General features: G+C 34.7%; 20 protein-coding genes and 1 pseudogene. 14 read left to right on the top strand and 7 right to left on the bottom strand.

What is annotated here, in order from left to right:
• Positions 1-458 precede the first annotated feature (458 nt).
• From GHD00_RS06165 to GHD00_RS06125, 10 genes are all read left to right on the top strand, one after another.
• Entirely contained in the window at positions 459-1,400 is a 942-nt protein-coding gene (locus GHD00_RS06165; protein ID WP_163537278.1) for a hypothetical protein, read from the top strand.
• 91 nt (positions 1,401-1,491) lie between these two features.
• Positions 1,492-1,614 carry a hypothetical protein gene (locus GHD00_RS21230; protein ID WP_276208255.1) on the top strand — a complete coding sequence of 41 codons (123 nt, stop codon included), beginning with the start codon at positions 1,492-1,494 and terminating at the stop codon, positions 1,612-1,614.
• A 301-nt stretch (positions 1,615-1,915) separates the two neighbouring features.
• Positions 1,916-2,806, top strand: coding sequence for a tyrosine-type recombinase/integrase (locus tag GHD00_RS06160; protein ID WP_163537277.1), 891 nt, complete (start codon positions 1,916-1,918; stop codon positions 2,804-2,806).
• Positions 2,807-2,917: 111 nt separating this feature from the next.
• A complete protein-coding gene (locus tag GHD00_RS06155) occupies positions 2,918-3,520 on the top strand; it encodes a hypothetical protein (RefSeq protein WP_163537276.1) in 603 nt (200 codons plus the stop codon).
• Position 3,521: 1 nt separating this feature from the next.
• Positions 3,522-4,229, top strand: a complete 708-nt coding sequence (locus tag GHD00_RS06150; protein WP_163537275.1) for a hypothetical protein — start codon at positions 3,522-3,524, stop codon at positions 4,227-4,229.
• Positions 4,226-5,089 (top strand): hypothetical protein, encoded by an 864-nt coding sequence (locus tag GHD00_RS06145; RefSeq protein WP_163537274.1) that lies wholly within the window; start codon positions 4,226-4,228, stop codon positions 5,087-5,089. Before GHD00_RS06150 ends, GHD00_RS06145 begins: the two co-directional genes overlap by 4 nt.
• An 877-nt stretch (positions 5,090-5,966) precedes the next feature.
• Positions 5,967-6,356, top strand: a complete 390-nt coding sequence (locus tag GHD00_RS06140) for a hypothetical protein (protein WP_163537273.1) — start codon at positions 5,967-5,969, stop codon at positions 6,354-6,356.
• A 279-nt stretch (positions 6,357-6,635) separates the two neighbouring features.
• Positions 6,636-6,869: a hypothetical protein gene (locus GHD00_RS06135; RefSeq protein WP_163537272.1), complete on the top strand. Its 234-nt coding sequence runs from the start codon at positions 6,636-6,638 to the stop codon at positions 6,867-6,869.
• A gap of 504 nt (positions 6,870-7,373) precedes the next feature.
• Complete coding sequence (locus tag GHD00_RS06130) at positions 7,374-7,961, top strand: matrixin family metalloprotease (protein WP_163537271.1); 588 nt, start codon at positions 7,374-7,376, stop codon at positions 7,959-7,961.
• Positions 7,962-7,976: 15 nt separating this feature from the next.
• Positions 7,977-8,564: a hypothetical protein gene (locus tag GHD00_RS06125; protein ID WP_163537270.1), complete on the top strand. Its 588-nt coding sequence runs from the start codon at positions 7,977-7,979 to the stop codon at positions 8,562-8,564.
• 1,421 nt (positions 8,565-9,985) lie between these two features.
• Here the strand turns inward: GHD00_RS06125 and GHD00_RS06120 are convergent.
• The 7 genes and pseudogenes from GHD00_RS06120 to GHD00_RS06090 all read right to left on the bottom strand — a co-directional run bounded on the left by GHD00_RS06120 (position 9,986) and on the right by GHD00_RS06090 (position 17,722).
• A complete protein-coding gene (locus tag GHD00_RS06120) occupies positions 9,986-10,855 on the bottom strand; it encodes a ThiF family adenylyltransferase (protein WP_163537269.1) in 870 nt (289 codons plus the stop codon).
• The gene (locus GHD00_RS06115; RefSeq protein WP_240468628.1) at positions 10,852-11,625 is read right to left on the bottom strand and encodes a Mov34/MPN/PAD-1 family protein; all 774 of its coding nucleotides are present in this window, start codon (positions 11,623-11,625) and stop codon (positions 10,852-10,854) included. Before GHD00_RS06115 ends, GHD00_RS06120 begins: the two co-directional genes overlap by 4 nt.
• 254 nt (positions 11,626-11,879) lie before the next feature.
• A pseudogene (gene ltrA / locus GHD00_RS06110) lies at positions 11,880-13,560 on the bottom strand (group II intron reverse transcriptase/maturase).
• 1,278 nt (positions 13,561-14,838) lie between these two features.
• Positions 14,839-15,123 (bottom strand): hypothetical protein, encoded by a 285-nt coding sequence (locus tag GHD00_RS06105; RefSeq protein ID WP_163537267.1) that lies wholly within the window; start codon positions 15,121-15,123, stop codon positions 14,839-14,841.
• Positions 15,124-15,135: 12 nt separating this feature from the next.
• Positions 15,136-15,465, bottom strand: a complete 330-nt coding sequence (locus tag GHD00_RS06100) for a hypothetical protein (RefSeq protein WP_163537266.1) — start codon at positions 15,463-15,465, stop codon at positions 15,136-15,138.
• Positions 15,466-15,529: 64 nt separating this feature from the next.
• Positions 15,530-16,645: a DNA polymerase III subunit beta gene (gene dnaN / locus GHD00_RS06095; RefSeq protein WP_163537265.1), complete on the bottom strand. Its 1,116-nt coding sequence runs from the start codon at positions 16,643-16,645 to the stop codon at positions 15,530-15,532.
• Between the two features lie 105 nt (positions 16,646-16,750).
• Entirely contained in the window at positions 16,751-17,722 is a 972-nt protein-coding gene (locus tag GHD00_RS06090) for a Rad52/Rad22 family DNA repair protein (protein ID WP_163537264.1), read from the bottom strand.
• 411 nt (positions 17,723-18,133) lie between these two features.
• Here GHD00_RS06090 and GHD00_RS06085 point away from each other — a divergent pair, with 411 nt between their 5' ends.
• The 4 genes from GHD00_RS06085 (at position 18,134) to GHD00_RS06070 (ending at position 21,759) form a co-directional block, all read left to right on the top strand.
• Positions 18,134-18,376 (top strand): helix-turn-helix domain-containing protein, encoded by a 243-nt coding sequence (locus GHD00_RS06085; protein ID WP_163537263.1) that lies wholly within the window; start codon positions 18,134-18,136, stop codon positions 18,374-18,376.
• Positions 18,345-19,916: a hypothetical protein gene (locus tag GHD00_RS06080; protein WP_163537262.1), complete on the top strand. Its 1,572-nt coding sequence runs from the start codon at positions 18,345-18,347 to the stop codon at positions 19,914-19,916. The genes GHD00_RS06085 and GHD00_RS06080 overlap by 32 nt, the downstream gene beginning before the upstream one ends.
• Before the next feature lie 190 nt (positions 19,917-20,106).
• The gene (locus tag GHD00_RS06075) at positions 20,107-20,484 is read left to right on the top strand and encodes a DUF4258 domain-containing protein (RefSeq protein WP_240468616.1); all 378 of its coding nucleotides are present in this window, start codon (positions 20,107-20,109) and stop codon (positions 20,482-20,484) included.
• Positions 20,485-20,496: 12 nt separating this feature from the next.
• On the top strand, positions 20,497-21,759 hold the full coding sequence (locus GHD00_RS06070) for a DUF3854 domain-containing protein (protein WP_163537261.1): 1,263 nt from the start codon (positions 20,497-20,499) through the stop codon (positions 21,757-21,759).
• Positions 21,760-21,986 lie beyond the last annotated feature (227 nt).

Here is a 21,986-nt window from a genome sequence, read left to right as displayed (position 1 = left end):
AGTCATACATCTAGTTATATGATAGAAGCTTTCATTAAAACGAACTTTCCCATTTGCTGCGTTAGTATAGTTTTCTGTAAATGGTAAAATAGCGTATCACGATTCCAATTTATTTTTAGACATACCAGAATTACATTGCGCTACATTCCGTTGCGAAACAATGCCAGCAAAAGTGTTGTTTTAAAAGGCGTTAGCCGATGTAAAGCGAATACGGTAAGTAGCGATAATCAACGGTTAATAACTGTTTATTGGATTATACAGAAGTTGATTGAATTAGTCTGGGGTCAAGCGTTACCTTACGTTTGCGCTAAGTTACGCATTTTGGCCAAAACGCTACCGCTGTGTATCGTTTTTGTTGGTGTAACGCTAGACTACAACTTGATTCTTGGCGATTTTACGATTATGATAAAATTGTGGATTTCTACAATAGAGTGAGGTGATGATAGATGGATGTGAATATGAAAGAACTTTTAGAAGAAGAATTCAAAGACGATCCAGTTAGAAAAGAAATTACGATTCATCACATAGATGACTTGTTATATACGGACCAAATTTTATCTATGCATCCTGAAACATCTTATAGTACAACAGAGGCTAGTAAAATTATAAAGAGAAGTGATAGCACCATTCGTAATTATTTTAGAACGGAACTGGTCGATTATATAAACCCGGAAAGACATGGAAAATTTTATCGTTTAGATTTTAAAAGTGTTTTTAAGCTACATATGATTTTACTTTTGATGGATCATACTCAAAAAGCAACGGTAGATATTAGTTATATACTAGGTAATACCTCACGCGTTTCGGTTGGAAGACAATCAAAAGCTTCTAACCAAGACCAAAATGCTGAGAGTGGTATGACTTTATATCAGAAACAAGATATGGATATGTTAAAGGCAATGATGGTACAGCAAAAAATGGAATCTAAATTGTTTTATGAAGAAAATATTTTAAATAATCTTTACGTTGAACGTCTAACTATAGAGAAAGAAATGCAAGGGATTCAATTAGAAAAAGTGGAAAACCAACAAAAAGTAACGGAAGAAAAATATTATAGAATGTTAGATTATTCCTTGAAAAATACAGTTGGGAAGAAGAAAGAACCACAAGGTTTTTTTTCGCAACTATTTAAAAGTAAAGAAGAAGATATCAAGGTAGACGAAGTATTAACTCGAGCAAAAGAAAATTCTATAGAGGAAGAGAAGTATAAAGACGAACGCCAAAATCTTTCTAAAGCATTAGAAGAACTAAAAGAAAAAAAAGCGTTGGTTGATGACAGGATAACGCAAAAAAAAGAAGCTATACAACAAATACAAGAGCAAATACAACAGGTTAATCAACTACCTGACCAAGAGCAAGCTCGATTAATGATGAACGACAACAGTAATAGGGGAGAATAATAAGGTGTAGCGGTAATGAAAGGAAAATATTGACTTTCATAGATTAATAAGTATAATAGAATATAAATCATGGTTTATAGAGGTGATTGGTATGGTCTTGTATTTATTAGGTGATCGAGCAACCAAAATTATTAATAATATTGCGATTGGTATTATGGGTTTGAGTATTTTAATTGGCTTTACTGCTTTTATCAATATGGTTATGAATGGATAATGAAAACTCCCAGCTATGAAGAAAATAGCTAGGAGTTTTTTTAGTATTATTTTAAAATTTTTGTTGACAATATCTTGGAATCAGTTAACCTTTCTTGGTGATCAATTGGTATTTCAGATATTAATTTAGGTACATGTATACCTAAATATTTACAAAGGTTATCAGTTGGTTAACAACAAACAGTTTAAATCGAATAGGGGCTTTTGTAAACATTTTTTTTTGATGGGATAGGAGAAAAAATAGGGGATATGGTAAAATAATAGTATGGATGACATGGATATTAAGAATGGAGTGAATACCTATGCCATATGGTTTTTCTACATATCTTCGACGCAATGACAGAAGTGAAGAAACAATTGATTACTATAATCAAATTATCCATCAATTTTTCTCCTATGTTGATAAACACTCCAAAGCTGAACTAGAAATATATGAGATTGGAACAAAATACATTTACGGTTTCTTAAACCAAAAGAAAGAAAGATGTTCCAATGCAACAGTAAATAAAATAATTTCCATTCTGAAACACTTTTTTGATTATTTATGGAGATATAAATACATTCCGATTGATCCTATGGCTAAAGTAAGAAGGGAAAAAAATGAGATTAATCCTAATGCTTTAGAATATATGAATTTATTAGAAGCCAAGCCTCTAATTTTGTCTGATCATGAACTGAAATTATCGATTAAAGCCATTTACGTTTTAATGTTAAAAGGGATTACAGTATCTGAAATGTTATTTCATAAAAAAGATGTTTTCGTGATAAATGAAGAATATATTCTAATTAATGTAGTTGGGAAGTTGAAAACACAAAGGAGAACGGTTGAATTAAAAGGGAAAGATGCGCAAATATTTTATTTATATTATGAGCAATCATTATTTCATTCCACTCCATATGTTTTCTATCGCAGACGTTTGGTTGGTGATACGGAATACGGCCAAATCCATCATAATAATGTAAATAATGCGATGAAAAAAATAAGACAAAAATACCCTTCTTTAGATGGATTAACATTAACCGCTGCTCGTACCTCTTACATTTTATATCTATACAAAACAAGACAATATACAGTGGAACAGTTGGCATACTTATTTGGTACTAATAAGACAAATATTAGTAACCTTATTGAGAGTAATTTGGTTAAAGTAAAAAAAGAACTTGAAACAGACATTGGAAAAGTAGTAGAATAAATCAAGAATGATTAAATATGTCAGTGGGAATCCCCCAAATCGAAGAAACGGCAGAAGTCCGTTCTTTTTGGTTTGGGGGATTTTTTGTTATGTAAAGGAGTGTAGAAAGGGTTGAAAATAAAAAGAAAAAAAACAGCGTTACAGAACTTGCTCATTGCTTGTTTAATAAGTGAAGGAGAAATGGGATTAATTAGATCAGAGAATCCTGTATTAACCTGTCCATTTGACATGCATAAAAGCTACTATCTATTTAACTATCTACATCAACACCGTCTGAACAAAGAAGTTATCGTAGAGCCGAAAAAAAACCAAATTAAAATTCCATTATTGAATCCAGATCATGCGCAGATGGTAAATGAGTGGCATGATCATAATGCGAATAAAATCTTTCAAAAATACTTTGGTAATCAATATCTCAATTACCATGCCGTTATATTAACGATTAACCTATTCGGAAAGCGAAAAATAGAGTCTATCGGTATATCTACATCTACGAATCGCGAACATTTACAAACATTAGCTCATTCCTTTAGTCAAACCATAAATCAGTATGTATACATTGCGAACAAGGATATTAATATTCCTGACATTGTAACGCTGTGTCAAAGAAATGTTCCGCTATTAACTGCTTTAGACAGTGCAGAATTAGTTAATTATATGTCTTTAGAAGAAAAAGGAATGTTTAGTTATAACAAGGTAGGGAGTGAAGTCTGAGATGAAAAGGTGGCAAAGGATATGTGGTGCTGGTATAGTCATCCCTATTTTTTTGATAGGTTGTTCTGATGCTGTAGTAGAAAACACTGAAAAAATGATGAGTAATGAGAAGTCTGAACAAGTCCAAGAATCAGGAAGAAGTAATAAAGTTAGGGAAGGATATAAGAAAGGAACATCTATTCAAGAGACAAATGAACCTGCAAAAGAGATATTAGAAGAAGCAGCTGCAGCAAACCAAGTAGAAACCAAAAAAGTGATAACAGATTTAGAGGTAGAGGAGACAGACGCCTTCACAGATCCTGAAGAATTTGCCAAATATGCTAGTAAAGTTATATTCCTATTTCAAAATGGAGAGATTGATGCTCAAACGTATTTCCGTTTTGTACAAAACCATGGATCAACTCAAATGAAAGAACAGTTCCCAGATAACCTAGAGCAAGCAACGGTTGTGTTTAATACATTGCAAAGCATGTTTGAAGAAAAGGGGAGAAAAGGAGGTGAATATTTAATTACGGATATAGGGTTCACGGAAAATCGACAAGAGGGGTATTATTATCGGTTGGTTAGAGATGGAGATGATGAATTATATTATATTAGCACCATTAAGTATGAAGACGGTTCGTGGAAATTTCATGATGATGGTCCGTCGCCTTCTTTTGAAGAAGAACAAAAAGGGATACTAGATGAAAAGGAGTTGCAAAATCAATGAGCATTATAACCAAAAGTGAACTAATGGAATACACACACAATAAGTTAGAATCCCATTTTCAAAATAATGATGATTTTAATAGAGAGTTTATTATCATGTTCCAGTTTTACTTCAATAAGCTAGGAGAAATCATCTTAGAAAAGGAATTAGAACAATTAGAAGAATCCTTGTTCAGCATTACCAAGTCTCAGTATTTCAATGGATATTTTATAGTCCAGGAGTTTTTAAATAATGAAGAAATAGGAGTAATGAAGGATGAATGGTTAAAGCAGCATCATGGATTTATAACGGAGCAAATTCCAGATATTATTTATAATTTAACAGGAGAAGAGTTAGAAGAAATTATTACCACAGAGGAAATGCATATATTCATTATGGATATGGTTACAAAATATGAAAATATTAGACCGCTCTTGAAACAAATAGGATTAGATGTTGCTTATCTAGGGGCAAAACAAGCTTTTTTAGATGAAAGGGAAAAACGCCATTTAGATGAGGAGCCAGTATTGGACACGGGATTATTGGCCAATATAGGAACCTATGAATTTATTACTCCACAACATTATTTAGCTGCAGACCACTTATCACAGAATGCAGAAACATGGTTACTAGGGTATTGGTCTTCTATCGAGGACAGAGAACCACAAGCAGGGGAAGTAACCATTATACGTGTACCGAGGGAAGATACAACAGAGTATATTATTCGCATGTATGTAAGTAACGATATATTGGAACATGAACGTCAAATGATTGCTCAGATTATGATTGCAATGGTAATGGAACGTAATAATGTGAATCGAGATCATATTCATGCGAGTTTTGCGTCTGTTGAAAACTTTTATGTGATGGTACAAGAGTGAAACCACAAATTTTCATTAAGAGTAGTTCTTTTGGTAAGTTGCATAAATAAAAGAGGAGAGATCACTTTAGTGTCTCTCCCTATAGGGGTCGAGTCAGGAAACCGCATTTATATGTAGTATGATTTTTGACCGTATTCATAGTAAATAACGAAACAAAAACAGCCTATTTTCTAACTTTGTTTACTTATTATATTTAGTAAGTAATTATAGTTTTCTACGTAAACAAAGATAGGACTTTGCTTGGAGGGATAGGTATGATAGGCTTGCATGCCTGATGAAACAACGGCTGCAGCCTTTCATGAATATTTGATCCACCTTTGCCCTTTTTGAGTCAGCAATTCCATAAAATAGAGCCACATATGACATGGCTAGATCCACTTGTTAGGTATTGCTTAATAAAGCCACAGCATAGCTGCTTTGCTCTTGACTGACGTGCCACTTCTTAGCTTTCGGTGGTTGGGTGCAGGGTCCCGACCATTGAAAGCTAAGAAGTGATCGGTCGTGGTACGCTGTCTGTGCGGATGGAGCCAAAAAGGCTGAAATTTTTGCCATCCGTCCAAAGGACTCATAACCACGACCGCAAACAAAGTCAAGGGTGGCGAGGTTTTCACCTTACATTTTAGGTGGCGCACAAGTAAATCAAAAAGATGGCAAGCGTGGTATTCGTTGTCTTTATTCATTTCAAGACCAATGATGCCCATAGAGACTCCAAGTAAGTCCTTAGACGCTTATCTATGGTTACATGTAAACAATGATAAAGGGTGCATCATATCAATATTTTGAAACGGATACTATATATAAGAAGCAGTTTAGTACAAGAACAGATGAAACCGTTTTGTTATTGAATCCGTCTAATATAAAAAGGGGGTAATTTTATATGAAGAAGTGTATGTTCATTGTATTCTTAATATTGGGTGTTGTGGGATGTAATCAACAGGATGTAGTTGATTTTAATAGCGACTCAACCCTTACTGTTAAGGAACGTGTAGAAAATAACGATGATTTCCAATTAATAAATGAGGTTGAAGACGAAGATAAAGTGCGTATGATAATTGATATCTTTAACAATGTTAATTGGGATACAGATACACACAGGGATATGCCTCTTCCACATTACCGATTAAATAATTATGATATTTGGGTTACACCAAGTGGAGATATGTTAGAAATCATCAACCAAAGTAATGACTATTATGTTCGTTTATCAAAGGAAAATTCAGAAGTTTTATTTGAAATTATAACTGGAAAAGAACTTAAATCAAGATAATCTTGTTTCAGTAACGGGTAGCAAGAGTTAAATTAAATACAGGAACAACCGAATCAAACGTAATAACAGAGATGAAAAATTTTAGAGAAGGTGAAAAAACTATAATTTTTATAGATGGTTAGCCGTATTGGGTGAAAAGAGCATCTTTGATGGACTTTCCTACATAAATCAAATAAAGTTAGTTGTGAAATTTCCTGGTATTTCCGATCAAAATACAAACAATAGTATTAACGTGAATAAAAGAAAGGTATATATAACTTATGTAAAGGAGACATTAGTTTGGAAAAGGAGGAGAAAATAATACAAGCATACGCTAAAGAATTAAATAATAGATTGGGAAATTTAAAAGAATTAGAGTGTACCGATAATGACATTTACCACGAATTATCTAGTGATTTAGGGAATATTATTTCTATTCTATCTGAAAAGTACCCTAGTATGAATTTAGAAGAATTAAAGCCTATAATTAAGGTTTTTACTGATTTCAAAAGAGATTATTTAGGTGATTCATAGTCTGTCATTAGCATCTAAAGCTTAATCTCTCCTTATAAAATATTTTTAAAGCGCAAAAAAAGCACACTTCTTTCAAATGAAGCTTTCACCGCAAGGTGATAATCACTTCAAAGAAATGTGCTTTATATTTAGTTCGCCTTCCTTCATAGGTTGGCTATAAAATAAAATTAAATCTATATAGTGTTTATTGTATCACAATTCGTATTGCTGATCGATTATTCAATGGAAATATTTCGTTGGTAAAATAAGAGGTTCATCCTGTTCTTGATCAAGCCTTAGTTAAATGTGCTCAGGTATATACATTAAGAAGTAATTAGTTTCCTTTCTCTAATCTATTGTAAAATATGGATTAAATGGTAGAATGATAGATATAAAGTTCGATTAATTTCCAAAAACTTATATTTTGAGGAGGTGTTTTTATTACATAAGCACTAATTTTGTCATTGATACCTAAGTTTATATTATTTTTGGAACCGCTATCAAAAATATGTGGAGGTATGACCTATGCAAACAATATTTTACATGAGTCTAAAAGTGAAACGTATATTTTATTTGTCTGTTCTATCCTTTCTTATCATCATGAATATTGGCGTTTATACGGCATATGCATACAATGATGATGGAGATATGGGGTGCGTTTGGGAAAATCCAACAAGTGTTGAATATAAGTATACTTCAGATACGTCTTCTGATTGGAGAAATATACATGCTGAATCAGTTGTTAAATGGAATAACGCTACAAGTAAGATTAACATGTCTTATGATTATAATTTATCAACCCCTAATACATTTGGAGTTTTTCAAGAAAATTCGAATACGCTTGGAAGGGCTTTTGTTTACTGTAAAAATTTCGGTACATCAGACTACATAAGTAGCGCCGATGCAGGATTAAATGAAACATCACTTGGACAACCTGGCACTTCTGGTACCTATGATGATAGCGATCGCATTACTGTTGCTATGCATGAACATGGTCATTTTTTGGGATTAGGGCATAGTGATTATTATGCGGTTATGCGTGATCCTTATGTTGATGCCATTTCTGCTCCAACAAGTGATGATTTAGCTGGTATAAATTCATTGTATCCATAGAAGGAGGACTTTAAAATGATAATGAAAGTTCAACGTTTTATGTATCCCGCCTTGTTTGTCTTGTTGTTTGTAATGTTAGCTTATGGATTATTCTCATTATATACAAATTCAGTACATGTAACCGAATCTGAAGCAGTTGCTTCTAATATTGAAAAACTTGCTACTTCCCCTGTAATAGTTAAGGGTACTGTTGAGGATGACGGAAGAGGTGTTAATCTAAGAAGGGATCCGCAAAATCCAAAAGAAGAAAGTGCAGAGGTTATTCCAGGTACCGAATATAAAGTGAATGTAACCCAAGTACTAAAAGGAGATGTTCAACAAGGAGAACAGATTTTTGTATCGGTACAGGGAGGAAATTACAAAGGTAAGTCCAAACCTCTTAAATCAAATGTTAACGCTGAAGATTCTTACGTATTCTTTCTTTTTAACGCAGCCCAAGGAAAGCCTCATTACTATGATGGAATACAACCAAATATTTTTGAAGAAAAAGAAAATAAGATGCGAGCTGTTACTAATGTAAAAAAATACAAAAATATCTTTGAAGATAATAATTTACCTCGAAATGAGTTTCTCACAAAACTAAATCAAGCTTTAGGAGAATAAAGAAATCACTAGGTAAGACTATAAACTGTGTAAGTGAGAGTGCATAGACTCTCACTTCACAGTTTATTTTTTATTGATCTACCGCCTTTTTAATTATCGTATTATTGCGGGAAAGTGATTCTTAAATCTCCTTTTGTTAATTTTGCTGTACCAATGTGTAAGAATCCCTTACATTAAGCGTTACTTCGATTTTTATTTTTCCCATGCCAAATTCCTCCTAAATGGGGTCTCAGCAGAAAAAAGCAGTTATCTTAACTAGTCATATCGGATGACTTTATAGTATTCAATGTAAAGTTATCCGTTTTTTTGTTTCTTTAAATCCTAGATAACTGTATTCAGTTTTATAGTATTTACAGTAAACTAAGAGAGCTCATATAAGGGACATATCAAAAGACGTAAATTGATAGGTTCCCTTCTTAAATACAGTGGAACAATGGAACTCGGTGAATATCTATATTTTTTATGACCCTTACTCCATTTTTGCGTCCTTAATGGAAAACTATTATTGTCGTGTAAAAGTCTTGTATAAATAATTAGAAAAAACTAGTAGCGTCTGATTCATCTAATTATTGAATTTTCCCCCTTAAAATACCTCCAAATAAACATTACTATTTTTCACAAACTTGCAGCATTCTTCATAAAGACATTCATCGACTTGTACATCGTAAAGGTAGAAACATCTCACGTCTAAAAGTAACGAAGAACTTATAATCTATTATACATCGGAAGATGGACCGCTGGATGCTGGGATACTAGCACGTTCGGCACGAAACAGGTGAAAATCTGGAGATGACTTCAAAAGGCTTACCTATTGCTAACATTTGTTAAATAGATAAAAGGATCACACATTTAGTAAGTCTAATATGTGTGATCCTCTATCTTTTGTTCACGCAAAATAATTATTAAAATTATGCATTTTAAATAATAAATTGATAGCCTATGAAAAAGAAGTGAGAAAACAGGCACTACATCTTAGAATCCTTGAATAAATAAAGCCTCTCTATCACAGGATTTTAGATTTGTACCTATTTACTGTCGAACTCGAGCTTTACAAAGACCAAGGGTTACAGGAGTAAAAGTACCCCCCTCAGCAAGTATCAATTAGCTTAGTATCTGCTACACAAGCATTATAGCAAGGATATCCATTTCTGTAGAAAATAGAAGATTGATCTAAATCTAATCTAATATGATAACGATAAGCATACTGTTTTTTTCCTTTATGATCGCTTATTCGCATAGAATGGCATACACCATAATCGAATTTAAGTTAAATCGAGTTGGTTGTGCTACTCCGATAAACAAGCACCTGTATGCCGTTGTCCTTCAATATTCTTACGATATACCTATCTAGTAGTCTTATTTTTTCTTGATTTGTTAGATGCACAGGAATACCTCTTCTACTATTAGTAAAGCGAGAAGAATTATTCTTCTCGCTTATTAGGTATCTCTTGACTATTTATATAGCCTTTTTGGGCGTTAAAAAACGTTATAGAGTGATATAATACACCTTCCTCCATAAAACTATTGAGATAAGGTAAAACACTCATAGAAGCCATCTTATTTGTTAAAACACGTTGTGGGTCGCTAGCCGTTAAATCGGAGCAACTAATTTGCGATGGTGCTATATCGTCTTTGTCAGCTAAGACATCAGGAAACACTTCTCCCACTGGTGGAAGGATCGTTTCACCATCGAATTTCAAGCCACATATCACTTGACCAATCCAACCTGATTCATCATAAGCTTGGCGCTCTTGCTGTGTCCATTCTTCTTTCCGCCTTTCTGGGTAATCAGAAGGAACAGTAGCGGATTCATTTCCTACATCGATGTATAAACATCTGCTTGTACTTTCAAAAAATTGGTGTATAACTTGTCTAGTAAAATTATTATCAACTGCACCGATAATAACAGGAAGGTACAAGGTATGATAGGAATGGATTCCAACACCTAGATAATCTAAGTTGAAGAGATTCTTTAATGACTCCACGTCCTCGATATAGCCTTCACTATAACTGCGAATAGGTATTTGATACGCTCTACGATAGCGGTCAGCTAGGACATTTGCTTTCTTTTTACCAATATCTCTCTTCGTGAATAATTGATTTTTTAAGTTTTTCTCTTCCACAATATCAGGGTCTGCGACAAGTAGCTGGCCTTGCACGTTAAAAGTGGACATCATTTGTGCGATATGTTGCACAAGATAACCACCTGTACCACCTGTACCTATTACAATGATAAAAGGGTATACGGATCGATAGGGTAGATATTTTTTATATCGTAGAAGATCAATCATGAAATCACCTCCACGGCATCCAAGGAATCGTTAGTAGGATACGTATATAGAGGGTTTTCAAAAACGGAAAATGGGTTAATCTTGATATGCTGCTGATTCTTCATATCATAAGTACGAACGCTTATGTCCGGAAAAAATTGATTGATTCTTCCTACAATAGTATAAAGTATCGGAAAAACTTCACTTTCATCATCTTGATCAGATGGTACAGCTGGCATGACATGATGTGAATGAATCTCCATTACTTTCATTTCATCTCGATTTTCCATCATTCTCGTGAGAATTTCTTCATCACTTTCCCTGGGTTCTACCCAAAATGTATGTGCGTGTTGGGTAGGGATGTGAAGAGAAAATGTCTCCTCATGTGTATCAAAATAGATATCGCCATGAACTTCGGTGGAGTAGTAATCCGAGAAATATTTTGCAATCCCGAGAAACTCTTGAACAATGGAAAAAGGGATTTTTTGAATAGAAGTAGAAAAAGAGCCTTCTTTAGACTCTTTCTCCTGTGAACAATTTCCTTTTTTCTTAGCCTTGATGGTAACGACCAAAACATTTGGCGTATTTTTATAAGTTTTGTGAATAAGGTCTGCACCAACTTGTAATACCGGTATTTCTTTTGATAGTCTGCTTTTGATATCAGCTTCAGAAATAGGCTTATACTCTAATTCTCCGTCTTTTTTGGAAGGCAATCCAAGCTCCACTTCTTCATCTGTGAAGAAATCAGACACCTGGTATTCATTGTTATAGAAATAAATACGAGTATCCATTTCCAACTTGAATGGCTCCTTTTTGGAACTTGGGTTAGACTTGGTCGCTTCCTTCTGTTTTTTTATCAACTCTTGTTGCTCTTTTTCTTTTCTTTTACGTTCTTCCTCTTTTTTCTTTGCATATTCATCTTCGATACCGAAAAGTGACGATAGGTAAGCCTTTGAAGTTATCTCCAGCTTTTCCCCCGTCTAACACCGTACGTGCAGCTTTCACTGCATACGGCGCCCCATCTAGTTCTTATTAACCCACAACCTTATATTGCTTTTCTGTGTGCCTTAACTCTCAAGTTGTTGAACTTCAGAGTTTGCTTTTTATTTAGACTATAGCTTTTGATTTGAGCTTTGACCTTCTCTTTATTAGTTGAGTGTATCAACTTGTGTATATCTTTATGAACAATTATTAGGTTATGGTATTTATCATTACCGCCGAATTCTCTTGGCTTTTTATGATGACAGTGTATTTCATTAATAGCTAGTGGAATACCTGTAATTGCACATTTTCCATTTTGAGCTATGAATTTCGAAATACGGTTGTCGTTATACTCAATACTTGTTCCTCTAATATACTCTTTTGTTAGGAGAGCTAACACTGTTCTATCAACGTTTCTGAGTTTGTCATGAATCTTTTTTCTCCCAAGTACAGTATAGTTACTTATATCTTGAGAGAAGTTCATGCCCGATTTGTGCTTTTGGGCATAAATGGGAACCAATACTGTGTTTTGTATCTTCGCAAGTGTTGGTTTGTAACTCTTATATCGTTTTTGTAGTGTTTTGTTCATATTCTCAAATTTAGCTTCTGCAATATTTTCTTTAAGTCTATTATAAGTTGAGACTCTTAATGGGAAGTTTATCTCCTTTAGATCTAGTGTAATATTGGTAGCAATTTTGTAATAGTTTTGTATTACAACAGAGTTGAAGTTCCAGACTGTTTCAGCTTTAGGACACTTTTGAATTTTGATGATCTCATTTTTAATCTTAGCCTTAGCATTATCCTTAGCTTTTTCGGTCATAGCCGACTTCGCTATATGCTTTTTACCTTTCGGTAAGGCTTTGATTTTAATGCCGAGAAATTCGCTACTTTGTTTCTTGAGGTTGATAACCTTAGACTTTTCAGGACTTATTTGAAGTCCTAGTCGTTTTTCTAAGAAGTTTTGTGTAGCGTAATACATTCTTTTAGCATCCGGAAAGCTTGAACAGATAATTTTAAAGTCATCTGCATATCTAACAATAAAGCATTCTTTTAAGTTGGTTTTCTTTAAAGGTACAAATTTGTTTTTCTCTGTTTTGAAAGGGAAGGATGTTTTAAAGGTTTCCCATTGGTCACTTATCCACCAATCTAATTCGTTTAATACGATGTTAGAGAGTAGGGGACTAAGGATACCACCTTGGGGTGTTCCTTTGTTGGGAATTCCTTCGCCTTCGATTTCCGCTTTTAATAAACGAAAAATAATAGAGATTAGTGCTTTGTCCTTTATTCCAAGGTTCCAAATTTGTTTCAGCAATTTGCTATGATTAACATTGTCAAAGAAACCTTTTATATCCATGTCAACGCAGTATAACTTCTTTCTATTTTAGAGTGTTCATACGTGCTATTGCATGGTGTGTGTTTCGATTGGGTCTGAAACCATAGCTGTGATTATGAAATTTTGCTTCACAAACAGGTTCTAGGATTTGTAGAATGCATTGTTGAAATAGTCGGTCCCAAATTGTCGGTATACCAAGCGGTCTCTCATCACCATTAGGTTTAGGAATATAAGTTCTTCTAACCGTTTTAGGTTTGTACCATACGAACATTTCTTGAATACTGCTAATGACACTATCAATATTCATCTCTTGAATGTCCTTAATGGTAAGGCCGTCGGTTCCCGCTGTTTTACTACCTTTATTACTTTTGATGTTTCTATAAGCTAGTCTAATGTTTTCTTCACTTTTCATTATCTCTATAAGGTTATAAAAATTGTTGTTATTAAGACTTCTTTTATATAATGTGTCCAAAGTATCTTGGACAGTATAATATTCATTGTGTCTTAATTTACTCTTTTTCTTCGCGATTGTTATAAGTCAGTCTCTCCTTTCTAGGAGAAGAACTTCTTTTAGTCTCACCAGAACCTTATAACATTGTTAAGAAATTCTAGTATTGATGGGTTAATCTTCTGCTAGACTAGTGGCTATCCCTCCACGTTAGTTACAACGTTTCTACGGTACTGTGCCACCACCTTCACCTACTTAAAATAAGTTATATCATTAACTAATATCATTAATGATTTTCCTTATACCATTTCAATGACAGTAAAAATCTCCATGTAGTAGGTTTACCACGTTCCATTATTCCTATCTGCAAATAAACCCTTAGAACTTTCCTTTGAGCCTGTGATTTTGAATGTGCCTATAACACATTATGGATTTTCATATCGGACATTCTTACTCATCCACGATCACTTCCCTAATTGGGACACTAAACACTTTCTATTCAGTTATTTTATAGACCCGTACATTCGGAAATTCGTCAGTTCTAGCTTGAAAAATAGCGTTGTGAACATTCTGTTCATAGGTTTATATAGACTCCCGACCTATAGGATACATTCTCTACCTCTAGAGAACTTTCGTCAGCCTAAACTGCTGTTACGGTATCGCTCAGCCGCCTTCACCGAGCTATTAAACACTTGGTATTTTACTTACCTTATGCATATCGGAGTATCAGAGGAAGCCCTTCATGGCGTTACCCAATCATTTGACTTCTTGGAATAATAGTTCTCTTAGTCAAATAAGACTAATGCTTAACCTTTTCAGTTAAGAACGTGTCGCACGTCCAAAAATATCTGTTTGCTTTGCATCTTTCATCTTTCATTCCTCCTAAAGTTTGTTTTATAGTTGAAAGGCTTTTTGAATCCTCTTATAGATCTCTTTGGCGTGTCCTGGGCATACATCTCCACTGTGCCATAACTGGACTGCACACGAATCACACATTTTCTTGTCACAAGTCTTCGGTAATTCATGTATATATGGTTGACTTGTTATAATCCCACTACCTTCTGCAAAGTCACACAGCTTTGTAAAAGGCTCTTTTTACAAACCTCACATAATTCTTTCATTTGATAGACTCCTTTTTATATAGCAAATCGATCTTCAAACGTTTGGTTCGTTGGTAGTAACAGATCGTCATCAAACTCTTGATGTTCTAGCTTTTTAAATAATGAAGCTTGTGAGTCGACTTTATCTGCTACGCGAAATCCATAATCCGACCCAAACGGAGCGGCAAAGAACAGTAAGTGTAGGTGTTCTAATTGCTCCAATCGATCTATCTCTGGAAAGGTATTCGTTCCTTCCTGCTTCTAAAATTTCAAAAGCTTGCATTCGTCCATTCTGAACATCATCGTAAAAATCGATTACTGGTAATGATGGTATATCACAGCCTAAATCATAAAGTGCTTTTATAGTTGCTAGATTGGATATAGAATGCATTAGCGAGTCATATTCAAATTCCTCTATTTCTAGCATGTTATTACCTCCTTAAATGAAATCATCATCGTCTAATGGGTACATTCGCTTTGCTTGATGCACTTTTGCCACCGTACCTTCCATTTCATAATATTTGACAAAAGGATTTTGAGGGTCTAGCAATAAGCTTTCGTTCATAACTAAATAGTGCATCGGGGCATCTTGGAATGTTTCTAAAGCTTGTAACACATCATCAGAGGAAAAAGCATCGAAATTGATATCTTCAATATCGCGTAAGCTCCAAATGACACTAATGACGTTGTACAAGCCTGTTTGATCTCTTTTAACCTCTGATTTGTTTTCATGTAGCAATTGACTAAATGTATCAAAGTTAAATTTCATATTTTTATCCTCCTAAGAAAAAAGGAGAGTGCATAATTCCTGGAATTATACACTCTTTTTGGGCTTATATCGTTCTCACAGGAAGAATTAATTGTAATTCTTCTATATCAGTCGTTTCTTTTGGTGTTAATAAAAAAGGTTTCATGGGATCAACGAATTTCGCTTCCACGACATCCGCTTCCATTGCTTTTAAAGCCTCTACAGCATATGGAATAGAGAAAGAAAGTGTAAAATCATCTTCTCCCTCTAATTCGAGGTATGGAATATCAATTTTTCCATTTCCTCGCTGAGATCCATGTGCCTGGAAAGAGGCCACTCCATTAATGTGAAGCTTGGTAATGGATTGGTCACCTTCTGTTATTTCACCCACCAGTTCTAATCCTTCTAACATTTCTTTTCGATTCATTTTTATGACCGTCTTAAAATCCTCTGGTATTAATCTGTTGACGTCTGGATAGTTACCATCCAGTAGACGCGTAGTAAATATCGTATCACCGTTTTTCATGTGGAGGGATATGTCATCTTTCATAAATATTTCGACTGTTTCTTTGTCATCAAATATTTTTAAAGCTACATCTAATGCATTAGCTGGAACGATAATACTCATATCCTCTGTTTCATTTGTTTGATATTGTACTTGGGCCAATCGATGACTATCTGTCGAATTTAAGAAAAGACAATTATCTTCTACACGATATTGTACCCCTTGAAGAACGGGACGTGATTCGCTTTTCGCAGCTGCAAATGCGGTGCGTATGATAAATGTCTTAAATTCGCCCCCTTGAAAAGTTATCGTTGGCTTATCCATACTCACTTCAGGAATTTTAGGGAACTCTTCTGGATCCATAGTGTTCAAGTTAAACTTGCTTTTTCCTGATTTAATTTCAAGACAATTATCCTCTAGTGAAAAAGTGATATCCTTTTTTACTTTTTTTACAATGTCCACAGTTTTCTTAGGTAGTAGGGTAGAGCCAATGGTAGAAACCGATATAGCATCGTCATCAACAGGTAATCGGTGAGTAATCGATTCTTGCGAGTTAGACCCAATTAACGTTAACTCTGTCTCATTTACCTCACAATAAATGTTTGATAAAACGGGAACATTCCCCTTGTTTGTTACTACCTTGGATACCTTATTTAATGCCTCAAGCAATGTGTTGTTATTTACAGTAAATTTCATCTCATAATTCCTCCTAGTTCTATTTTGGTTATAAAAAAAGACACAAACAGGAGATTAATTTTTTAAACTCCTTCTTGTGTCTACCTCTGATAACTGCTTGGAAAATTAAGCAGTTTGTCTCTGTATATGTGCTCTTTTTGTTAAATCAATAATTTGCTCTAAATCCTCTTTAGATAATTGGAAAAATAAAGAGTAAATATCTGTAACGTGTACCTCTGGTTTATAGGTTTGAGCAAACGTCAGCACTTCTTCTAATGAACAATTCGTAAATTTTTTAGGAAGTAATGCTAAAGTGCGTACGGGTTGTAATACCAAACAATATGCACGCAACTGCTTTGCATTGGCTTCTTGACGAATTTGTTGGACACTCTGAAAAGCGGATTGGTTAGCTTTGTTAAAGATTCGTATAATATAGTCATCTTTAAGCTCCAATAGCGTTTCTGTCTTTCGAATCCATTTCCATTGGTCTGTCGTAACATCTTGTTCGGTGTAAGATGTTTGGTTAGGAGATGGATCCGGATGGCCATTAGGCTGATTGGTTTGTTGCTGCTTATGAGAATGACTAGGTATCATAGCTTTTGTTCCTTGTAAGCTTGGACGTTGAAATCCTCCCTGGAGATAACACTCTTTTCCGTTGATTTTAAAACAACCATTTACACGGATATCTCCTTTATCTAAGAGTGGAACCCAAACAGGGTCAACGTTATATAAGTACCTTCCAATGCCAAATTTCACAGCAACTCGTTTAAAGGCATTCGTATGACCACCCTTAACTGACTCAATGTTAGAAACTTCTGCTGCATCCGTTCGGGTAACCCATTCGCCATCCACTTTAATAGACAGTTTACCTCGGAAAGCTTCTTTTCCGTTTACTTGAATGGATTCGTAATCATCCGACCAGTTTGGACCAAGAACTTCATCTAAACGTGTTTGGATCGCATGACCTTGCACATAAGGTAACACCAGTAGTTTATACCCTTGATTTCTTTGGATTGCATGTTGTGGTCGCCACTCCATTTCTTCATCACGAAACGGTTTTTGTAATGCTTCCATGATCTCTCCCCATGATTTTGACATGATATAACCTCCTTAGTATGATGTTGTATCCTCTCATCAAGAATTTTTTGTGTAACAAAAAAAGAGCCCTTGAAGTATCATGTTATACGTATATCCATAAAGTACGTATAAACCATGAACCTCAAAGGCTCTTTAATCTGTTATATAATACCCGCTAACCGTTAAAGGTTGCCAAAAAGTTCAAAATGAAAAGAATACACCTTCAGTATAGAGGATTTCCATTTGTTTCTCAATAAAAATGAGAAAAAAATAGCAACCCTTTATTAAATCACAAAATCTATGATATAATATCCGCAACATACTATTACTTTAAACAACCCATATATATGTAAAGCGACAACCGCTAACAGAAGACTTTCCATGCATGGAGAGTCATTTGTTGGTGGTTTTTTTTGTGAAAGGAAGGATAGGATGAACTCTTTAGAAGATATGGTTTATATCGAAAATGACCATGAACGAATCATTTTATTACGAAAACGGTTAAACAAAAGTCAGTATCAATTTGCAAAAGATTTGGGGATATCGGTTAGTTATCTCGGTCAAATTGAAAATTATAAAACCCCGGTCACGCAACCACTACGAAAAAGAGTGAATGATTTTTTACGACGGGAGAAGGAATTATATGCAAAAGATATTTTTAGCTATCTCGGATAAGATCTTTCAAGAGCAAGAGTGGGGGAGCGATAAACTAAAAAAGTTAATAAACAGTATTTTTACAGAAAGCGATCAAGATAGAGTGGAACAGGAATGGTTAACAGACAGGAAAGCTGTCACGCAAATGATGGAAAAAGAGAACGACTTTATATTAGTCATGGATATGTATTATTGGGAAGACGTAAAAACCTTGCCGGATGATAAAGGAGAGATCTATTATATTAATCCAAATGAACAGGAGTCTTACGCTTTATCAAAGCATATTAAAGTTTTCCGATCTCTAACATCCTTACATAAGTGGTCTATGGCCAAAAACTTGATAAATCCGTCAGTGATGGATAACACACCGAAAAACCATACCCAAAAACATAAGAATACCCCCAATCCAAAACAAAAAGTGGAGGGAAAACAAACAAAAGAGTCAAATACTGATACAAAGAACTGCAACACGAAGGCTGAGGAGAAAGAAACAATAACGGATATACAAGAGAAGAAAGAAGAAGAAAAAGACATTCTAAAAGAAGAGTCTGAGAAGTCTGTAGCACCAAATACTGATCAATCGAAAAAAGATATTAACCAAAGAGAAGCAACCGCATCAACCTCACCTGGTTCTAAAGATAGTGATAATAGTTCTAATGAAGCGAACTCTTTAAGAGAAGAAGGGAAAATTGATCGAGATACTGTGCTGCAAGTTACGAATGAATATCGTAAGGGAGGGCTTTCTGATTATATTTATGATCGGAATAAAACAATTGGAATGTGGTCTCCAGTAGCGCAAAATGGTGTCACGACATTGGCCATGAATTTAGGTATCTATTTTGGATATCACCGTATACCAACTGCCGTAATGGAATGTATGAAATCTCATCAAGAAATCCAAACCATTTTACAGCGAGTAACGGAAGTACCAGATGGATGGAAGTCTTATTTAGAAAGGACAGTGGAAAAACCGGAATATAAACCAATTAATTGGTACTACCGAGGTGTCAGTTGGTATCCGTTAGCTAAACATGATGTAACTGTCTTTAATGAAACGAATTGGGAACTTGGGGCAGATCTATTTTTTATTGAAGAAGCAATTCATTCTATCAAAAAATATGATTGTGTTTTCTTAGATTTTCCTTCTGGAGAAATGGAATCATACTCGTTATCTGCTTTACATCAAGTAGATGAATTGTGGGTGATGGTAAATGGAAACTATGCTCGTATGTTGGCATGGAAAAGATATATTGAACAACTCAAGAAATCGTTTGATCTCAATGTGCAGTTGATTGTGATGAAAAAAGGGGAAAAAGTAAGAGAGAAAGAACTAGCTACAAAATTGGATATTCCTTTACTAACCTGCATTCCTAATCTTAGTGAAGAAATTGACAATAATTACTATCAAACAAAACCGCTAATCGAGGATAGGAAAGCCAAGCGAAAATTAGAGCAACCTTTTCAAGACCTTTTTGAACAGGTGAAATCCAATAAAATGGAGCAACATGCATACTCCTCTATGCTAACAAGAGTGAAAGATCTTATCCGTTCGTTTACTTGAAAATTCTAGATTGATCATATATAGTTACATTATATTGAATTCTTTTACTTTTAAGTAGCAACCTTTAACGGTTAGCGGGTTTTTAAAACACAAAGTGGTCTTTAGGATCAGGTTATCTGCACTCTTTTTGGAGTGACACGACATCCTTCCTAAAGGCCACTTTTTTTATTTACTAAAGGAGGGAAAGGGAATGAATCAACACTATAAAATGAAATTAAAAGAGATGAAAAAAACCTTAATGATGGGCATTGGCTATATTCGATTATCGGATCATGTTAAGCCTATCGTGATTAAAACTAAGAAGGCTCACAAGCAAGGGCGGTTGAAGAAACGAGGATATACCAAAAGCGATATCATCAGTGCAATTATGACCGGTGAAATTGTAGAAATACAACAAGGGTTTCATCCGCAATTAAAAAGACCGAACGAAATTTATGTGATCGAAGGAAAGGATACCCATCACAATCCTATCGTTATTGTCGTAGGAGAAGATGGTCGTTATCAGTTCGTTATTAAGACCGTTATGCCACCATTAGACAAAAGACGATTCAAGAATTGTATTAGTTAAGGAGAGGATAAGATGAGTAAAGATATGCGTGCAACGAAAATCAAGGGTTGGTTTGAATTTTATCGCATTTCCTGCCCGATTTGTGGGCACGTAGGAGGGTGTATGCAACATAAAGATGGGGAAATGGTTGCCTGTATTCGTACGAGTAGTGACCGCCCTTTTAGTAAAAATTCTGCTTTACCTTCATATCTTCATTTTCTAAATGGAGATAAAAAGCGTCGCAAAATAAAATCACAAGAGGTAAAAGCGAGAAGTGAAAAGAAACTTGCTGCAGGTCAATTACATGAAGTGTATACAGTGATGTTAGATAAATTAGCCTTGACCGATGATCATTTTGGCCATCTTACATCGGCTAAAAGAAGGTTAAACGATGATCAGATAGAAAGAAGGCAATATCGTTCTTTTCCAAATAAGCCGTGGAACATTGTAAAAGAGATACAAGAGGAAGTAAATGTGCCTTTAAAAGGAGTACCGGGGTTTTTCAAAGCAAACGGTAAATACGGTGCATTCTGGAGTATTGCGGGGCGTGATGGTATTTTAATTCCATATCGAAACGAAAAAAAGCAAATTGTTGGTTTTCAATATCGTATTGATAACCCGCCAAATGTAGCTCATGTGAAGGAACATAAACAAGGGTTGCGAGCGGTAGTGAAGGAACAACCAAACCTTGTACAAATCTTATATGATGGGGAGATCATTCTCGAACAAGAGATGGATTTGAAACAAACGATAACCGTATTTCAAGAAGACAATTTTCTTGGTTGGGTAACATTAAAAAAAGGAAATCGTTATTACTGGCTTTCCTCCGCTAATAGGGAGAAAGGAACAAGCAGTGGCGACCCAGCACCTGTCCATGTATCCATTCCGTCTAAACAGTTAGAAGAATGGAAAGAAGGGGAAACGTTAAAGAGAAAGAAAATATGGTTGTCGGAAGGAGCTTTAAAATGTGATATTGCTGCCGATTTGTTGCAAGAGTTATTAGAGCCTGAAGAAATGCAAATGTATGGCAATACATTTATTGCATTACCAGGAATTAATGCTTGGCAGCTTGTATTACCAGTACTAGAAGCCATGGGAGTAGAAGAAGTCAATATGTGTTTTGATGCGGATGTAGTGAGCAACGTGCATGTAAGAAAGCATTTGATGTACTGCATCAAAACGTTACAACAAAAAAAATACCATGTAAATATGGTCATTTGGAATGAGGAAGACGGAGTTGGAATAGACGACCTTTTACTTCAACATAAAATTCCTCAGTTTAAATCATTGTTTTAAGTCCTCTAACGTGGTTGAGGGCTTCTTTTTATATTGGTGTAGAATGACAATAATGATATTATATTTAATTTTAAAACCGTAAACACGCATCACCCCGTCCAAAATAAGGACGGAGTTAAAAAAAATTTGTTTAATCTTTGATAAAAAACACTTCACCAAACTTAAAAAATAATAATAATAAAGTCGTTTAAAATTCTAGGTTTTATTCCCTAATAGCCCCCTTTAGC

The organism is Gracilibacillus sp. YIM 98692 (assembly GCF_010993965.1).
Taxonomy (GTDB): Bacteria; Bacillota; Bacilli; order Bacillales; family Amphibacillaceae; genus Gracilibacillus.
This window is presented reverse-complemented; position numbering and strand designations above follow the sequence as displayed.